Annotated in this window: 20 protein-coding genes; 17 read left to right on the top strand and 3 right to left on the bottom strand. The window is 72.6% G+C overall.

Going from position 1 to position 17,360, the window contains the following annotated elements:
• Positions 1 to 36: 36 nt before the first annotated feature.
• Positions 37 to 1,008, top strand: coding sequence for a hypothetical protein (locus ACWCPN_RS10000; protein ID WP_451203984.1), 972 nt, complete (start codon positions 37 to 39; stop codon positions 1,006 to 1,008).
• Positions 1,009 to 1,073: 65 nt separating this feature from the next.
• On the opposite strand, the gene ACWCPN_RS10005 is transcribed toward ACWCPN_RS10000, so the two are convergent.
• Positions 1,074 to 1,355 carry a hypothetical protein gene (locus tag ACWCPN_RS10005; protein ID WP_451203986.1) on the bottom strand — a complete coding sequence of 94 codons (282 nt, stop codon included), beginning with the start codon at positions 1,353 to 1,355 and terminating at the stop codon, positions 1,074 to 1,076.
• Between the two features lie 116 nt (positions 1,356 to 1,471).
• Between ACWCPN_RS10005 and ACWCPN_RS10010 the strand changes: the two genes are divergently transcribed.
• Positions 1,472 to 2,167 carry a hypothetical protein gene (locus ACWCPN_RS10010; protein WP_451203988.1) on the top strand — a complete coding sequence of 232 codons (696 nt, stop codon included), beginning with the start codon at positions 1,472 to 1,474 and terminating at the stop codon, positions 2,165 to 2,167.
• Positions 2,168 to 2,230: 63 nt separating this feature from the next.
• The gene (locus ACWCPN_RS10015) at positions 2,231 to 2,794 is read left to right on the top strand and encodes a hypothetical protein (protein WP_451203990.1); all 564 of its coding nucleotides are present in this window, start codon (positions 2,231 to 2,233) and stop codon (positions 2,792 to 2,794) included.
• Between the two features lie 54 nt (positions 2,795 to 2,848).
• On the opposite strand, the gene ACWCPN_RS10020 is transcribed toward ACWCPN_RS10015, so the two are convergent.
• Entirely contained in the window at positions 2,849 to 3,082 is a 234-nt protein-coding gene (locus tag ACWCPN_RS10020; RefSeq protein WP_451203992.1) for a hypothetical protein, read from the bottom strand.
• A gap of 91 nt (positions 3,083 to 3,173) precedes the next feature.
• Entirely contained in the window at positions 3,174 to 3,437 is a 264-nt protein-coding gene (locus tag ACWCPN_RS10025) for a helix-turn-helix transcriptional regulator (RefSeq protein ID WP_451203994.1), read from the bottom strand.
• A 145-nt stretch (positions 3,438 to 3,582) separates the two neighbouring features.
• Between ACWCPN_RS10025 and ACWCPN_RS10030 the strand changes: the two genes are divergently transcribed.
• From ACWCPN_RS10030 to ACWCPN_RS10095, 14 genes are all read left to right on the top strand, one after another.
• Positions 3,583 to 4,833, top strand: coding sequence for a DUF2637 domain-containing protein (locus tag ACWCPN_RS10030; protein ID WP_451203996.1), 1,251 nt, complete (start codon positions 3,583 to 3,585; stop codon positions 4,831 to 4,833).
• A 123-nt stretch (positions 4,834 to 4,956) separates the two neighbouring features.
• Positions 4,957 to 6,522: a hypothetical protein gene (locus ACWCPN_RS10035; protein WP_451203998.1), complete on the top strand. Its 1,566-nt coding sequence runs from the start codon at positions 4,957 to 4,959 to the stop codon at positions 6,520 to 6,522.
• Between the two features lie 10 nt (positions 6,523 to 6,532).
• Positions 6,533 to 8,656 carry a hypothetical protein gene (locus ACWCPN_RS10040; protein ID WP_451204000.1) on the top strand — a complete coding sequence of 708 codons (2,124 nt, stop codon included), beginning with the start codon at positions 6,533 to 6,535 and terminating at the stop codon, positions 8,654 to 8,656.
• Positions 8,653 to 9,120: a hypothetical protein gene (locus tag ACWCPN_RS10045; RefSeq protein ID WP_451204002.1), complete on the top strand. Its 468-nt coding sequence runs from the start codon at positions 8,653 to 8,655 to the stop codon at positions 9,118 to 9,120. The genes ACWCPN_RS10040 and ACWCPN_RS10045 overlap by 4 nt, the downstream gene beginning before the upstream one ends.
• Positions 9,121 to 9,190: 70 nt before the next feature.
• Positions 9,191 to 9,490 carry a hypothetical protein gene (locus ACWCPN_RS10050; RefSeq protein ID WP_451204004.1) on the top strand — a complete coding sequence of 100 codons (300 nt, stop codon included), beginning with the start codon at positions 9,191 to 9,193 and terminating at the stop codon, positions 9,488 to 9,490.
• A gap of 652 nt (positions 9,491 to 10,142) precedes the next feature.
• On the top strand, positions 10,143 to 10,427 hold the full coding sequence (locus ACWCPN_RS10055) for a hypothetical protein (RefSeq protein WP_451204006.1): 285 nt from the start codon (positions 10,143 to 10,145) through the stop codon (positions 10,425 to 10,427).
• Positions 10,424 to 10,723, top strand: coding sequence for an HNH endonuclease (locus tag ACWCPN_RS10060; protein WP_451204008.1), 300 nt, complete (start codon positions 10,424 to 10,426; stop codon positions 10,721 to 10,723). The genes ACWCPN_RS10055 and ACWCPN_RS10060 overlap by 4 nt, the downstream gene beginning before the upstream one ends.
• A gap of 298 nt (positions 10,724 to 11,021) precedes the next feature.
• The gene (locus ACWCPN_RS10065) at positions 11,022 to 11,609 is read left to right on the top strand and encodes a bifunctional DNA primase/polymerase (RefSeq protein WP_451204010.1); all 588 of its coding nucleotides are present in this window, start codon (positions 11,022 to 11,024) and stop codon (positions 11,607 to 11,609) included.
• A 52-nt stretch (positions 11,610 to 11,661) separates the two neighbouring features.
• Positions 11,662 to 12,141, top strand: a complete 480-nt coding sequence (locus ACWCPN_RS10070; protein ID WP_451204012.1) for a phage terminase small subunit — start codon at positions 11,662 to 11,664, stop codon at positions 12,139 to 12,141.
• Between the two features lie 12 nt (positions 12,142 to 12,153).
• The gene (locus ACWCPN_RS10075) at positions 12,154 to 13,830 is read left to right on the top strand and encodes a terminase (protein WP_451204014.1); all 1,677 of its coding nucleotides are present in this window, start codon (positions 12,154 to 12,156) and stop codon (positions 13,828 to 13,830) included.
• 18 nt (positions 13,831 to 13,848) lie between these two features.
• Entirely contained in the window at positions 13,849 to 15,282 is a 1,434-nt protein-coding gene (locus ACWCPN_RS10080) for a phage portal protein (RefSeq protein ID WP_451204016.1), read from the top strand.
• Positions 15,272 to 16,078 (top strand): hypothetical protein, encoded by an 807-nt coding sequence (locus tag ACWCPN_RS10085; protein ID WP_451204018.1) that lies wholly within the window; start codon positions 15,272 to 15,274, stop codon positions 16,076 to 16,078. Before ACWCPN_RS10080 ends, ACWCPN_RS10085 begins: the two co-directional genes overlap by 11 nt.
• Before the next feature lie 56 nt (positions 16,079 to 16,134).
• Positions 16,135 to 16,941 carry a hypothetical protein gene (locus ACWCPN_RS10090; RefSeq protein ID WP_451204020.1) on the top strand — a complete coding sequence of 269 codons (807 nt, stop codon included), beginning with the start codon at positions 16,135 to 16,137 and terminating at the stop codon, positions 16,939 to 16,941.
• Between the two features lie 17 nt (positions 16,942 to 16,958).
• Complete coding sequence (locus tag ACWCPN_RS10095; RefSeq protein WP_451204022.1) at positions 16,959 to 17,351, top strand: head decoration protein; 393 nt, start codon at positions 16,959 to 16,961, stop codon at positions 17,349 to 17,351.
• Positions 17,352 to 17,360: the final 9 nt, after the last annotated feature.

Consider the following 17,360-nt stretch of genomic DNA (forward strand, 5'->3'; position numbering starts at 1 on the left):
TCAGCCTACGCCCCGCACCATCAGGAGCAGCCCGCCATGCACACCGCCCGCCGCACCCCCGCCGCAGACCTGCAGATCGTCCTCGACCACTGGACCGACATGCGCGCCATGCTCGACACCGCGACCCCGCCCGTCGACCACGCCGACTACCTGCGCCGCCTCGACGACCACGACCGGCACGAGGCAGCGGTCGCCGTGCAGCACGTACAGCACCTCGTCACCCGCTACGACGAGGACGGCCGCCCGCAGTACGAGTGCCTGCACTGCGACTACGTCGGCGACGGCCGCGCCCACATTCCGCGCGCCGACCGCGACGCGCTCGTGCTCGGCGAGCGCCCGGTGCCGCTGCGCATGCACGTCGTCGACGCGTGCCGTTCCGTCGAGGTCGCGCTGTGCGCGCTCGCCGACGAGATCGCCGCCGACGTGCAGCTCGCCCCGCTCGCCCCCCTGCGCCCGGTGAAACACGCCGGGTACGCGACGCTGCGCGAGGCGCAGGTCGCCGCCGACGACCGCGAGCGCCGCGCCACCCTCGCGGCGCTCGACGCCGCGATCGGTGACCGCTGGTCGTATGCGGGTGGCCGCACCGCGGTGCACGCCGCCGCGTGGCTGCTCGCCCGGGTCGAGGGCGACACCCGGAACTGTCGGCCGCTCACCGGTATGCACCGGGCGCGGATCGCCCTGGTCGCCCGCGAGGCGGCACGCCGGATCGAGCGGACGATCGGCGGGGTCGGCGACCGGCAGTCGGCGACGATCGACCGGCCGTGCCCGTACTGCGGCGACGAGTTGACGCTGCACCGTGGCGGCGGGCTCGACGACGTCGTCGTGTGCCGGGGGCCCGGCTGCGAGGCGCCGGTCGGGCTCGTCGACGGCCGCCGTACCTGGTCGACGCCCGAGCGGCTCGCGGCGCTGCAGCGTGACCTCGACGCGGCCGAGCGGCGCCGTAAGCGGGCCGAGGCGCGGGCGCGGCAGCGGGCCGGGGCGCGCGCTCGGCAGGATGCCGTCGCCTGACATAGGGACGCCGCTGCCGTCGACCGGTCGGGGTCGGCGGCAGCGGCGCTTGTCGGTGCGGTCGGCTAGCGTCCCTTCACGATCTGATCGACGCGGGCTGTCGACAGGTCGACGGCGGCACCGAGGGCGGCGAGGGTCATGGACGGGCGGACGGCACGCATGTCGGTGCGGCGCGCGTCGGCGAGTTCCCTCTGCCGCCCCTCAACCGCCTTGAGTAGCCCTGTGATCATCGCGGCTCGGTCGAGCTGCGACACCTGCGGGTCGAGGGCGCGGTCGGCGAGTTCGTTGAACGCGGCCGCGAGCTGCTCGCCGACTGCCCGGCCGGCACCTGTCTCTTGTCTCTCCATAGGGGAGATTCTAGGGCCCCTGACGGACTTTTTTCTAGGGCGCTTGACAGCCGTTTCTAGGGCCCTATAAAGTCGTACTCACAACGACGGCAGCAGCCAACACGGAGGAACCCGCCATGAACTACAACGACATCACCAACGGCATGGACGTCCGGATCACCTCGACCGACGGAATCGGCATCGTGCTCCACAAGCGGACCGCCCCGGCCGACGCCCCCACCGACGCCGTGTTCGTCTACAACAATGGCACCGGCGCGCAGCAGTGGATCGCGGCCGCCGACCTTGAGTCCCGCAACCACACCCCCGGCATGTTCCTGCTCAAGGTCACCGACGGCACCGAGAAGAACGAGCACGACCGGGTGTTCTGGTACCTCGGCCGCGAGTACCGGGTGTCGAGCATGTGGTCGGACGGCACGGGCGGCTGGACCGTCGAGCACGTGGCCGAGGACGGCACCCGCACCGAGATGATGCGCGACCAGCGCAACGCCGAGACCGCCATGCGGGCGACCGTGACCGCGATCACCGCCATGCGGGCGATCAGCGGCGGCGACGACGCCCCGGTCGAGTACCTCGTCGAGGCTGCCGACAAGAACGTCTTCCCGCTCGCCGTCGAGCACGCCGACGCCGACGAGGACGGCCGCCTCCACGTCGCGAGCCCGGCCGAGGTGCCCGCCACGGTCGACGGCATCAGCAAGGGGATCGCCCGCGACTGGATCACCGGTAAGGAGACGCGCCGGAAGGTCTACCAGTGGAACGCGTACCCGGTGTACGCCGACGGCTCGCTCGGGCAGCCGACCCTGTACCGCGCCTGACACGCACGCCGACCGGGCCCCCGCCGAGGCAAGCGGCGGGGGCCGCCCCGAGGAAGGATCACCATGCTGTTTACCACTCTTGACGACGTCGCCGCGATCGTGGCCACCCGTCCGACGAACAAGGACACGATTCCGCTGTCCGTTGACCCCGCCCCCGCCCGCATCCTGCCCGCGAGGAACGTCGCCGAGGGCGACGTGATCCTCGCCGCCGTCGACAAGCGCGAGGGCGGGTACGCCGTGGATTGGTTCTGCGAGGCGTATGAGGCCGAGCCGAAGGTGTTCGACCCGACGTGCGGCTGCGGCGTGTGCGAACTCGCCGACCCCGCCGACGGCGATCACGTCGTGCTCACGAGTGAGTCGGCAGCCTACGGACCGTGGCTCGCCTGCGACCCGTGGCCCGCCGATCGCCTCGTGCTCGTCGTCCCGAGGTTCCAGCCGTACCCGGTCGGCACGCGCGTCGAGTTCAGCGACGGCGAGACGACCCGCCGAGGCCGGATCAAGGGGATCATAGACCCGTGTTGGCCGCTGCCGTTGCGAGGCAACGACGAGTTGTACCCCGGCGGGTACGCCGTCGGCCAGTACCGGGTCACCCCGGGATACGGTCACACGATCCGGCCCGTCGACTGATCACCGCACACACGGAGCGCCCCCGCTAAGGCAAGTAGCGGGGGCGCTCCGCTGTCATCGTACGGGCGTCGCGCCGCCCTCGCCCCACACGTCCGGGCCGCCGCCCCGCCACTCGATCAGCGGTGACTCGGCCGTCTCGGCCGGGTCGACGTCGAGCCCGGCGCGCCGTAGGAACTCGGCGACGTCGGCGAGGCTGTACGCGAGCCCGAGTATCTCGCCGTCGGCACGCACCCGGCGGCCGCCGCCCGGCGAGGGCGGGTGCACGACGACGGGGCGCTGCTCGCTCATGCCCCCATGGTCCGGCGGGACGTCGTCGGCCGCAGCGCGAGGTGCGCCGTCCGGGCATGAGACGACCCCGCCACATGGGGCGGGGTCGGGGTCACTGGTCGTCGCCGGCGAGGTCGGTTCGGTGACCTGGTCGTGTGTCCCTGCGCTGCCAGTAGGCGCGTACCTCGTCGACGTTCCACTCGTCGCGGGTGCTGCCCTTACGGCGCTGCGGCTGCGGGAAGTCGTCGTGCGCGCGTCGCCACGCGTGCAGCGCCTGCCGCGATACGCCGAGCGCCTCGGCGAGTTGCGACATGTTCAGCAACGTCGGCTCCCCCTCGTTCGCGCTCGTCGGTGGCGGCTCTTCCCGCTGTGGCATGGCGTCATCCTGCCCTAACCTTGTTGACACTGTAAAGCAGGTTCACCTACGGTCGAACCCGCACAACCGGACGCCCCGGCCGGCGCTGGCACGCCATAGCGCCGGGGCGGACCGTGCCCCAAACCGTCGAGCAAAGGGCCGATCCGTGGCTGATAGTAACGGCGAGCGTCACACCACACCCGAGCGCGATCGACCGCGGCTCACCCCGCTGCAGCGCCGACTCGTCGCCGGCGTCGCGGCCGGCGGTGCCGCGATCGCCGTGATCGGGTTCGTCGGCTCGTACGCCGCCGTTCGCCGGCTCGCCGAAGCAAAGCACTTCGGCTCGTTCGCCATGTTGTTCCCGATCGGCATTGACGCTGGGATCCTTGTGCTGCTCGCCCTCGACCTGCTACTGACCTGGTTGCGCATGCCGCTCGCGCTGCTGCGCCATATCGCGTGGCTGCTGACAGCGGCGACGATCGCATTCAACGCGGCGGCCGCGTGGCCCGACCCTGTCGGCACGGGCATGCACGCCGTGATCCCAGTGCTGTTCGTCGCGTTCGTCGAGGCGGCCCGGCACGCGGTCGGGATCGCCGCGAACCTCGCGGCCGCCCGGCACATGGAATCGGTCCGGGTGTCGCGGTGGCTGCTCGCCCCTGTCGGCACGTTCTTGCTGTGGCGGCGTATGAAGTTGTACGAGCTGCGGTCGTACGACGAGGTGATCGGGCTCGAACAGCAGCGGCTCGTCGAGCGGGCTCGACTGCGCCGTCGGTATGGGCGGCGGTGGCGCTCTAAGGCACCTCTCGACGAGGTGCTCGCGCTGCGGCTCACCCGGTACGGCCGCCCCCTCGGCCCGGTCGAGGGCGCGCTCGTCACCGACGCCGCCCCGGTTGTCACCCCCGGCCCGCAGGGCGCCCCGCTGCTGCCGCCCCCGCCCTCGGCCGCCCCGAGCGAGGGCGCCCCGCAGCGCCCCGCCCCGCATCCCGAGGGCGCCCCGGCCGCCCCGACCTCGACGAGCGAGGGCGCCCCCGAGCGCCCCGCCCCCGAACCGCAGGGCGCCCCGCAGGGCGACGAGCACGTCGACGAGGGCGCCCCCGACGAGCCCGCCCCCGACACCGAGGGCGCCCCGGAGCGCACCACCGACGCCGACGCCGACGAGCCCGACACCGACGAGGCGCCGCGCGACGAGCAGCGGCCGCCGACCCGCGCCGAGGTGAAGCGGAAGATCGAGGCGCTGTACGCCGACGGCCGCCCCGGCGAGGGAGTGATCGTCAAGCTGCTCACGGCCGAGGCCGAGCGCGGCTACCCGTACACCTCGCGTCGTCACGCGCAGAAGCTGCGCGACGAGATCGAACGCGACAAGCCAAAGCTGCTCGAACGCGTCGGCTCCAACGTGCGCGCCATGACCGGCACCTGAGTGTGACCGTGACCGCGACTGCAGTCACAGCACGACCCGCACCCCCTCCCACCCGCCCATACGAGCCCGCACACACACCCCCGCAGGCACCACGACTGCAGTCGCAGTGAAGGAGACAGACCGGTGAGCGACACGACCGCACCGCCCGCACCGGCCCCGGCCGCGCCCGCACCGCCCGACCCGGCGGCCGCCGCGCCGCAGCCCACACCCCCGCCCGCACCCGCACCGGTCGTCGACCAGGACGCCACCGAGCCGAGGCAGCGCAGCCCGCGCCGCCGGGGTGTACCGATCGAGCCGCTCGTGATCGGCGCCGGAAACGGAACCGCGATCGCGGCGACCGCCGCATACCAGGTCGGCGGCCCGGTCGGGCTCGCCGCCGCTGCCGGTACCGCCGTCGCCCTCGCGGCCGGCGGGCTCGTGCAGCGCCGCCGCACGGTGCGCACCCGTACGACGACCGGGGCGGGGCGCACCCGTGCCGGGGCGGGGGCGGCCGCCCGGGGGCGCGGTCGGGGCGGGGCGTCCGGCAGCCTGTCGGGGCGCGGGGCGTCGGGGCGGGGCGGGGCGGCTCGTCGGGGCGCCGCCCTGGGGGCGGGTACTGCGGGGCGGGGCGGGGCGGGGCGTACCCGGCGGGGCGCCCTCGGCTCGCTCGGTGTCGGGGCGGGGCGCGGGAAGGCGCCCCGGCTCAACTCGCCCCGGCTGCCGTCGCCCTCGGGTGGGGGCGCGGGTAAGCACCGCCGCCCCGGCGGCCGGGGCGGCAGCACGCCCTCGACCGGGTCGACGCAGAAGCGGACGCCCCGCCGCCGCAGCCGGCTCGGCATGGTGCGCCCCGCCGCGAGCGCCGCCCGTCGAGGCATGGCAGGCGTCGGCCGGATCGCCCGCGGTACGGGGCGCGGTGTCGGGGCGGCCGCCCGCGGTGTGGGGGCGGCAGCCCGCAGCACGGGGCGCGGCATCCGGGCTGCGGCCCGGGGTGTCGGCCGCACCGCGCAGCGGACAGCCCGGCCCGCCCGGACGCTGTGGAACCGCACCGCCCGCGCTCGACGAGCAGCCGCTCGCCGTGCCGGCCGGGTAGCGGGCGCGCTGTGGGATGGAGCGCTCGCCGGGATCGTCGGCGTCGCGACCGGGCTGTGGCAGCGCAGTTGGCGGCGCGGTCTCTGGGGTGTGGGCGCCATGTGGCGCCGCCGACGGATGAACCGGGCCGCGCGCCGAGCTGCGGCCGGGCCCGCCATGACCGGACCTGCGATCGCGAACACGCCGCCGCCGGTCGCCACCTATGTACGACGCCCGGCGACCGCCGGCGGATCACCCTCAGCCTTTGGAGGCTCAACCATGCCCGGTGGACACCACTTCCTCGCCCCCGCAATGGAGATGGAGCGCATTGCGGCCACGTACACGCCCGACGGCATGATGCAGGTCGGCGCCGACTTCGCGGCGCTGCCCGACGCCCTCGAACACGTCGCGAACGCCATGCGGATCTCGACCGCGCGCGCCGACCAGGAGCAGCCGCTCGACCCGCGGATCGTCGAACTCATGAAAGAGATCTACGCGCTGCAGATGAAGGCGGTCGACCTCGCGCGCGAGCTGCCGGTCGCGTTCCGTCGCCTGCACGACGTCGACATCGCCCGTATCGAGAACCCGCGCACGGGCGAGCCGATGTGGGACTACTCCCGCAACGCCGGCGCCACGCTGTAAGGGGAGAGCAGTGCAGATCGATTGGGAGACCGGGCACGGACCGTTCACCGCCCCGATCAGCGCCGCCGGTTCCGCGCTCGCCGCCTCGTACGCGGCGAACGCGGCCGGCGCCGCCCCGTGGTGGGGTGCCGCCGTCGCGGGCGCCGGGCTCGTCGGCTCGCACATCGCGGGCCGTATGTCCGGCGTCGGCCGCAGCAGCCTCGTGCTCCGGGCGGCCGCGTGGGTCGGCGCCGGGTCGTGGTGCTCGTGGGCGCTCGTCGACGGGCCGTGGCGCATGAACTGCGTTGCGACGCTGCTCGCCGGCGCGGTCGGGCTCGGCTCGGGCATGGCCGGTAACCGAGCGGCGCAGCGGCGTGCCGAGGCGGCGCAGGCAGCCGAGGACACCGCGACCGCGTACGAGGGGATCGCCCGCCGGTACCGGGCGCTCGCCGAGCAGTGGTCGGCGCGGATCGACCGGGTGTGCGGTATCGACGGCGTGCAGATCGTCGGCGTCGAGATGTGGGAGCACGGCGGCGGGTTCACCCTGGAAGGGCGCTTGCCCGAGGGCGGGCACACGTGGCGCAGTATCCAGCGGGCACAGGACGGGCTCGCCGCCGACGCCCGGCTGCCGGTCGGCTGCACGATCGAGGTCACCGAGGGAATCGACCGCGGCTCGTTCCTCGCGAACATCGAGACCGTCAACCAGACGGCGGCCGAGCCGCGCATGTACCCCGACGACTACTCGCCCCGCTCGTACAACGACCCCATGCAGTGGGGTGTGCACCGCGACGGCAGCGAGTCGGCGATCGTGTGCCGCGAGCTGTGCGCGATCGTCTCGGCCCGCCGAGGGTCCGGTAAGACGAACCTGATGAACGTGTGGATCGGCGCGCAGCAGCGCATGGTCGACGCCCTGTCATGGGTGATCGACCTGAACGGCGGCGGTATCGCGCTGCCGTGGCTGCGGGCGTGGGACAAGCTCGACCGCCCTGGTCGCCCGCCGATCGACTGGGTCGCGGACACGCCCGAGAAGGTGCTCGCGATGGCCGAGGCGCTGCTGCGGATCGCGAAGGCGCGCAAGCCCGGGTACGCGAACCTGCAGATCGAGGTCGACGACGACAAGCTGCCCGTGAGCCCGCAGGTGCCCGCGATCATCGTCAACGGCGACGAGGCGGCCGAACTCTACTCGTCTAAGGCGCGGAAGAACCCGACACTGAAGCGGGCCGGCGACGCACTGCTGCAGGTGGTCGAACTCGCCCGCGCCGTCGCATGCAACGTGATGATGACCGCGCTCCGCGCGACGCAGGACGTCCTCGAAGAGCCGCAGCTCGTCGTGCAGTCCGGGCTCAAGGTCGCCATGCAGGCTGACGAGCGCGAACTCAACTATCTGATGGGGTGGGCCGACCGGATCACCCCGCAGGACATGCCGACGCCGGGCACCGGCGCGTATAAGGTCCTCGACCGGCCCGCCCGTCCGTTTCAGGCGTACCGGATGGTGCCGAGCGTTATCGCGCAGATCGTCGCCGCGACCGCCGGGTACCGGCCCGAACTCGACGAGCTGTCCCGGACGGCAGCCGGCGAGGCGTACGAGCGTCGGTGGGAGGGCACCGAGCACCTGTTCACCGGTGTGGCAGCACCCGCCGCGGCCGCCTCGGCCACGTCGGCGGCGACGGCGGTCGTCGAGGACGCACGGCCGGCGCGCGAGGGATGGACGGACCCGACAGCCGATTGGGACAAGCCCGCCGAGCCGGGCCCGAACGCCGACGAGGCGATCGCCGACGCCGACGCCGCGCTGCGCCGGATCCGTGGGCAGATCGACGAGACGACCGAGCGCGACCCCGATCTCGACGCGCGCGCCCGCGCCATCTTCGAGGCTGAGTTCGGTTACACCCCGCCGACCGACACCGGCGGCGCCGACGACGAGGCACAGCCGAGCAGCGACCCGCGGTACCGGCTCGTGTTCGAGATCGTGCGCGGCGCCGGCCCGGCCGGGATCGGACCCGAGGCGATCCGCGACTCGATCGCCCGCCTGCACCCCGACGTCGAGGTGCCGCACGCCGCGACGATCGGCCGATGGCTCGGCGCCGACCCGCGCGTACACCGCCCCACGTACGGCCGGTATGCCGTGCGCCCCGCGAACGGAGACACCGGAGCATGAACCGCCCGACCACCACACGCCCCGCCGACCAGGTCGCCCGCCTGGTCTACCCGGCCGCCGTCGTCCCCGCCGCCGAGCAGCACCTCGCACCCGCCCCGCCGCCCGGCATGCGCGTGACCGGGTACGTGCGGATCGACGGCGTGCTGCACCCCCAGTACGGGCCCGAGTACGTGCCCGCCGCGCCCATCGCGCCGCCCGCCCCGTCCGGGCTCGACCCGCAGGCGCAGCGCCTCGCAGCCCGGGGCGTGTTCGCGGTCGGCGCGGGCGCCGGCTCGTACTTCGGCATGCTGGCGCTGCAGATCCTCGTCGACAGCCTCGTGCGGCTGCTCGCCGTCGCCGCGGTCGCCGGCGTCGTGTGGGTCGCGGCGGGCGGCCGGCGCGGCGGCGGGTCGACGACGTACAACATCACGAATAACCGCGGGATCCTCGCCGGCTGGAAGTCACAGACCGGCCCGCGCAGGTAGCCCACACCCCCCGCAGCGCCCCGTACCGCACCCCTCGCGGCACGGGGCGCAGTCACGAGAGGATCGCCCCATGACCGACGAGTTCCTGCAGACGCACCGCCGACGGCGCCACCCCATGCAGCCACTGACACCCGAGGACGCCGCCGAGCTGCTCGGTATCCCCGACGAGGACGCCGAGACGTTCATGCGCCTCGTCGACGCCCTACGGACGCCCGAGGCACGCGACGCCGAGGTCGCCCGGCTGCGCGCTGAACTCGCCGCAGTCGACGAGGCGCTCGTCGCGGCCGGGATCACGCACCCGCTCGGCGCCCGCGGCGTACGCGACCTCGCCGCCATGCTGCGCCGGTCCCGCGAGGACGCGGCCGAGTAACGGGCAGCCGCTGCGCACCCCTTGACGCCCCGTCTGGCACCTCGCCGGGCGGGGCGTCGCCGTACCCCGATACGGACACACGGGACAACGCGGACACGCGCCGAGTGTGAGTTGCGACACATTTCTACCGGGCGGTAAGAGCAGCGCTCACACGCTTCCCGACACCCCGGATCGCAGGCTTCCGCGCGCATTCTCGACGCAATCTGAAACGAAACTCGACGAGAAATGGAACGAAACTCGATCGAGACTCACGCCGAAAAAATCACTCCCTCGCAGGTCACGGCGATCTGTCCCCGGGAGACTCCCCGGTCCTACGCGCGCGCGTAATCCCCTCCCCTCCCCTCCGGTCTATGGCTGGGGTAGAGAGAGCACCTACCGGTAGTAGGCGGCTCGCGATCATGACGCTCACTCACTCGACCCGCCCCGACGGCGCTTGCAAACCGCCCCCGGCTGTCGCACTCTGGTGCCGCAAGACGACCGCTGCCCGAACGAGGACAGCGAAGACACCGCCCCCGCAGCCGACACCGGCCGGGGGCGTTCGTGTATCCCCACCACTCCGCGCAGCGCAGGACACACACACGATCAAGTGCGGGTTGCTGGCTGCTGCCCCCTGCGCTGCGCGGCACTACCCCCCGACAGGAGACCGCCCCCCATGCGCGTACACCTGTCGGACGGCACGCACGAGATCGAGATCGAGGCCGACGGGCGCGGCGCCCCCACACTGCACGAGATCGAACAGACCGCGGCCCGACTGCTCGACCGGCTGCGCACCACACCGACCACCGAGCCCGAGCCCGAGCGCAAGCCGTTCGGGTTCGCCCGCCGCGACCAGGACGGCGGCAGCCTCGACGGCGTCGCCCTCGACAGCAGCACCGAACGAGCCGAGCCCTACGACGACGACCGCAGCGACGAGTACGACGAGGACGACGACACATGAGCGGCGGATGGGCAGGCAGCCGACGACGGTACGAGCTGCCGGCCGACTGGCCCGAGCGCCGCGCCTACGTCCTACGCCGCGACGAGCACCGCTGCCGATGGCGCGAGCGGCGCACCGTGTGCGGACGGGCCGCGACCGACGTCGACCACATCACCCCCGGCGACGATCACCGGTACGAGAACCTGCAAGCGCTGTGCCGCGACCACCACGCGATCAAGAGCAGCCGCGAGGGCAACGCGGCGCGGTGGGCCGAGCGCATGACGCGACCACCCGAGCGGCACCCCGGGCTCATCTGAGCAGAGCCGCTGTACGGCGATCTCCCGGCCGAGCCCGCCCCCTGGGGGGTGACTCCCCTCCCCGCCCCGTCTGGGCCCCGGGAGGTGCTGTGGGGCTCGTTCTGTACGGGTCTGGGGAAAACGGCCACGCTGCGGGGCGTGGGCGGCGCGCTGGGCGGCGCGCACGGGCGCGGCAGGCTGATTCGATGGCGGGCGGTATGGGCACCGCAGATCGCCTCTCAGCCTGCCGCCCCACCGATACGATCCTGATACGTGCAGGTCAGAGCGCTAAAAGCGTACGCCGCGATATCATGGACTCATGACGACGAGGCGCACCTGCGAGCACTGCGGCGGGCCGATGCCGATCACGGCTCGGTCGCACGCCCGGTTCTGCAGGCCGGCGTGCCGCGCGGCCGCGCACCGGGCGGCGCGCACGATCCCGGCCGAGCTGACGAGCCGGCCGCGATGGATCCGGCACACCTCGCGGAAGGTACCGATCACGGTCGGCGGTGCGACGGCGAGCAGCACCGACCCGGCGACCTGGTCGACCTACCGCGAGGCGTCGAGGTCGACGGCGGGCAGCGGGCTCGGGTTCGTCCTCGACGGCGACGGGCTCGTCGTGCTCGACCTCGATCACTGCCTCGACGGCGACCAGGTCGCACCGTGGGCGCAGGGCGTCCTCGACGCCGCCGCCGGGTGCTGGGTTGAGCGCAGCGTCGGCGGCGACGGGCTGCACGTGTGGGGGCACGGCCGACTGCCCGGCGGTACGGGGCGCAGGCTGCGGCTCGGCGCGGGCCCGGTCGAGGTGTACGGCGACGGCCGCTATGTGGCAGTGACCGGGGCGACGTTCGGCGGCACGCCGCAGCGCCTCGGCGACCTGCAGCACGTGATCGATTCTCTGCTGTAGCGCCCCGGCACGGGTCGCGCTGCAGCGCACACCCGACACGGGAGGTTCAGCTATGGCAGGCAATGGCCCGCCGCCGAAGGCTCGTAAGGTCCGGCGGAACGCCGACAGTGTCGCGCAGACGGTACTCAGGTGGGAGCGGGCCGAGGCGCCCGAGCTGCCCGAGTTCCGGATCGAACGCGACGGCGACCTCGTCGAGTTCGTGTGGCCCGAGCGCACCCGCGAGTGGTGGCAGACATGGATCGACAGCCCGCAGGCCGAGCACTTCGGTTCGTCCGACTGGCAGTACCTACTCGACACCGCGCTGATCCATGCCCGGCTGTGGCGGGGTGATCTGTCGGCGGCGGCCGAGCTGCGGCTGCGCGTGGCTGCGTTCGGTGCGACGCCGGCGGACAGGGCCCGGCTGCGCATGGTGTTCGCCGAGGCGGACGGCGCCGACGGCGGCAGCGGCCGGTCGGGCGGGCCGAGCGCCCGCGAGCGGTACGGGAACCTGCGGCCGCTGCCCGGCGGCAAGAGCAGCGGCAAGGGCGCGTAGCGGGGGGTCGTCATGCCGTGGCGCGGGCCCGACTACGAGGGCGAGCGGCCGACCCTCGGGTACTACGTCCTCGACTGGATGATCGCGAACCTCGCGCAGCCCGGCCGGGACGACGGCGAGCCGTTCGTGCCGACCGCCGAACAAGCCGAGTTCCTGCTGCGGTTCTACGAGGTCGACCCGCGCACCGGCCGGCGGGTCATTCACCGCGGGCTGCTGTCGCGGCCGCGCGGGTGGGGGAAGTCGCCGTTCGTCGGGGCGATCGCGCTCGCCGAGGGCTGCGCCGATGTGGTCGCCGACGGGTTCGACTCGTACGGCGAGCCGGTCGGTCGGCCGTGGCATTCGCTGCGTACGCCGCTCGTACGTATCGCCGCCGTCACCGAGGACCAGACGGATAACACATGGATCCCGCTACGGGAGATGGCGCGCGGCCGGTCCCTGTCGACCGACTACGGGCTTGAGGTCCTCGACACCGTGATCTATCTGCCGCGCGGCGAGATCAGCCCGATCACGTCGTCGGCGACGAGCGCGAAGGGTGACCCGGCGTGTTTCGCGTCGCTCGATCAGACGGAGGAATGGAAGGCATCGAATGGCGGCGTGCGGCTCGCGAAGGTGATGCGGTTCAACGCCGCGAAACTCGGCGGGTCGCTGATCGAGACGCCGAACGCGTTCACCCCCGGCGAGGGCAGCGTCGCCGAGCAGTCGGCGGCCGACTATCAGGCGATCATCGACGGCCGGTCGCGGGCGCGCGGAATCCTGGTCGATCACCGCGAGGCGCCGCCGGACACGGATATCACCGACACGGGGTCGCTCGTCGCCGGGCTGCGGTACGCGTACGGGGACAGCAGCGATCACCCCGACGGGTGCGTGCTGCACGATCCGCCGTGCGAGCCCGGCTGGTCGCCGATCGAGCGGCTCACGTCCGAGTTCTACGACACGAGCAACAGCGTGCAGGACCTGCGGGCCGACTTCCTGAATCAGATCACTCACGCGAGCGACGCATGGTTGACCGAGCCCGAGGTGCGCGCCTCGTCGGACCTCGGCAAGCGCGTCGAGCCGGGTGAGCGGATCGTGTTGGGGTTCGACGGCAGCCGGAAGCGGGCGCGCGGCGTGACCGACGCGACCGCGCTGATCGGCTGCCGGCTGTCCGACGGGCACGTGTTCGTGATCGGCGTGTGGGAGCAGCCCGACCGGCTGCCGGCCGGGCCGGATGGCAAACCGGTCGAGTGGCAAGTGCCGGTCGTCGAGGTCCTCGCCGCGGTGCACGAGGCGTTCGACACGTACGACGTCGTCGGGTTCTACGCCGACCCCGCCAAATGGGAATCGCACGTCGCCGACTGGGAAGCGGCGTACGGGCCGCGGCTGCAGGTGCAGGCGACCCGGAACCATCCGATCGAGTGGTGGATGACCGGCGGCCGGTCGACGTACATCGTGCGGGCGCTGGAGAAGTTTCACACCGCGCTCACCGAGGGCGAGCTGTCCCACGACGGCTCGTCGGCGCTTGTGCGGCACCTGGTCAACGCGCGCCGCCGGCCGAGTAAGTCGGGTCTGCAGATCGGCAAGGCGCACCCCGACAGCCCGCACAAGATCGACGCGACGATCGCCGCCGTGCTGGCGTGGCAGTGCCGGCTCGACGCGATCGCGCGGGGCGTGGGCGTCGAGCCCGAGGAAATGTACGGCGGCACGTTCTGACAGGAAGGGGGCGCGACTGTGCTCGACGAGACGCCCGATCTCGACAATCCCGATTACATGCTGCTGCGCCTCGGCCGTCGGCTGCGCCGGCGTCAGGGCGTCCTCGACGAGTGGTGGCGGTACTACCGGGGGCGGCCGCCGATGCCGCAACTCCCGAAGAACGCGCAAGCCGCGTTCGAGGAGTTCCAGCGCAAAGCCCGCACGAACTTCTGCGGGATCATCGCGAACGCGAGCGTGCACCGGCTGCTCGCCCTCGGTGTCACCGGGTCGGACGGTGCACCCGATGAGAATGCGTCGCGGTGGTGGCAGCTCAACCGGCTCGACTCGCGGCAGAAGATGGTGTGGCGCTGCGCGATGGCACAGTCGACGGGGTACATGCTCGTCGGCCCGCACCCGACCCGCAAAGAGGACAACGGGCGGCCGTCGCCGCTGATCACGGCCGAGCACCCGAGCGAGTGCATAGTCGAGTACGACCCGGAGACCGGCGAGCCGGTCGTCGGGCTCAAGGCGTGGCACTCGGATCTCGACGGCTACGGGTACGCGCGGGTGATGTACGACGACACCTCGTTTCCGTACCGGACGAAAGAGCGCGCCGCCGGCCGTCTGCCGTGGGGCCCGGATTCATGGGTGTACGTCGGCGACGACGACGGCGAGCCGCATGACCTCGACCGCATGCCGCTGATCGAGTTCGCCCGGATGCCGGACCTCGGCGAGGATCCCGAGCCCGAGTTCGCGTGTGTCATGGACGGGCAGGACCGGCTCAATCTCGGCATCCTTAACCGGATGGCGGCGAGCCGGTACAGCGGGTTCCGGCAGGCATGGATCAAGGGGCACCGGTTCGCGAAACGTACGGACCCGGCGACCGGGCTCGTCACGGTCGAGCAGCCGTTCGTGCCGGGCCCGGGCAACATATGGGTATCCGAGGGCGAGGCCGCGCAGTTCGGGCAGTTGGAAGCCACCGACTTGCGTCCGTTCCTCGACGAGCACGCGGCCGACGTGCGCGACATGCTGATCGTGTCGCAGACACCCGCGTACTACTACGGCAGTGACCTGGTCAACATCGCCGCAGACGCGATCGCCGCGCTCGACGTGATGCACGTCGCGAAGGTGCGCGAGCACATCGCGGCGTTCGGCGAGGGACTTGAGGACGTGATGAGCCTCGCCGCGGCGCAGGCCGGCGTGCCCGACGACTACGTCGAGGCGACCGTGCGTTGGGCCGACCCGCAGTACTTCAGCCCGGCCGTGATGGCGGACGCCGCGACGAAGTTGTCGAGCATCGGCTATCCGCTCGACGTGATCGCCGAGCGGCTCGGCGAGACACCGCAGCAGGTACGGCGGATCACCTCGGGTGCGGCCGCCGCGAAGCTGCTCGCGGCGTCGCTCCTGCCGGCGACGCCGGCGCCGACCGCGGGCAACTTGCCCGACGAGACGGCGGTGCCCGGTGCCGAGTGAGCAACTGCAGGCGGCGCTCACCGAGCGGTACGACGCCCTGTCGACGTCGCTGCGGGACCGGGTGGTCACGTTCGTCCTCGACGCTTTCGACAGTCTCGGCGGCTACCGGGACCGCGACGCCGCCGCGTTCGTCGACCAGGTGCTGCCGACCGTGCTCGCGGCGCAGCAGCAGATGGGGAACATCACCGACGCGTACCTGTCCGCGATGATCGGCGACATGCTCGGCACGTCGACGCCGGCCGCCGGGGTCGAGCTGCCCGAGGCGCTGCGCGGCACCCCGCCGGCCGAGGTGTACCGGCGGCCGTTCGTCACCGCGTACACCGCGCTCAGTCGCGGCAAGGCGTACGGGCAGGCGCTCGGCGAGGCGCGTACGCGGCTGCTGTCGATCGCCGAGACCGACATGCAGCTCGCCCGCACGCACGCGGCACGGCAGTCGATGGAGCGGGGCGGCGTGCGGTTCTTCCGGCGCGACCTGCGCGGCCCGAGTAACTGCGCGTTGTGCGTGATCGCGTCGACGCAGCGGTACCGGGTCGAGAAGCTCATGCCGATTCATCCGGGCTGTAACTGCAGGCCGATGCCGATCAAGGGTGACCGCGACCCGGGGCACATCATCGACGAGGCGACGCTGCGCGAGGCGCACGACGCGATCGCGAAAGGTGTCGGCGCCTCGGATGCGGGCGGCCGCGCACCCGACTATCGGAAGATCATCATTACGCGTGAACACGGCGAGTACGGGCCGCTGCTCGCCGTGGCACGCCACGACTTCACGGGCCCGAAGGACATACCCGGCTCGTGACCGCGCCGGCACGGCGCACCCCACGCTCACCCCACCCCGACACGGGAGATACAACCATGCACGCGCGCACACTGCCTCGACATGCCCGTACCGGGCAGCTCGCCCTCGGCTGGCGCAAGCCGCGCCCCGGCGAGGACGGGCTGCAGCCCATTTGGCCGATCCTCGGCGGCGACGGCCGCGGCGAGAGCGGCGGCGGCTCGGGTGACGGCGGCGACCAGGACGGCGACGGCGACGAGTCCGACACGGGCGACAGCGACGACGGCGACGGCGACGGCGACGGCGACCAGGGCGACGGCGGCGACGAGTGGTCGTCGGTCATCAAGCAGTGGAAGGCCGAGGGGCTCAAGCCTGCGCAGATCGCCGAACGGCTCAAGGCGTCGCGCAAGTGGGAGCAGCGCGCGAAGAAGAACAGCGCCGACGCCGAGGAACTCGCCCGGCTGCGACGCGAGGGCATGAGCGAGACCGAGGCTGCCGTCGCGGCGGCACGCGCTGAAGAGCGCGGCAAGTCGGGCGTGCGTATCGCCCGCTCGGTGTTCCTCGCCGCAGCCAAGGGCCGCATCACCGACCCGGCCGACGTCGTCGAGGATCTCAACCTTCGGCGGTACGTCGACGACGAGGGCGACGTCGACGAGGACGCGATCGCCGCGCTCGTCGACAAGCTCGCCCCCGCCGGGTCCGGCAAGGACGGCGACGAGGGCGACGACGACGAGCGCGACACGCGCCGCCGGCGTCGGAATGGCAGCGGCTACCAGGGCGCGCGCAACGGCAGTGGCCGCGGCAAGACGAGGCGCGGCGAGGTCGACGCGGGCGCGTTGTTCGAGGACTTGCTCGGGCGCAAGCCGCGCACCACATCAGGCACTTGACCTAGGAGAAGATCACCATGGATCTGAGTCTGACGACTCAGTCGTTCGGGGTGGACGATCAGTCGTGGCTCGGTAGCGAGCACGGCACGCAGGCGACGGAATCCGTCACCCTCGACACGTCGACGTTCACCCCGGCGACGCACTACCCGGCCGGGTACTTCAAGAGCGGTATTCCGCTCGGCGCCATCACGGCGACGCCGGGCAAGTACGGGCCGTATGACAACGCGGCGAGCGATGGCAGGCAGACCCTCGTCGGGTTCCTGTTCGCCGCCGTCAAGGCGCCCACGAACCCGGCTGTCGACGTCGCCGGCGCGATGCTCGTGCACGGCAAGGTGCGCGCCGCTCGTCTTCCCGTCGCTGTCGACGCCGCCGGGCAGGCGGACGTCGCCGGCTCGATCCGGTTTATCTGAGAGGGGGTG

The organism is Streptomyces sp. NPDC002386 (assembly GCF_053593175.1).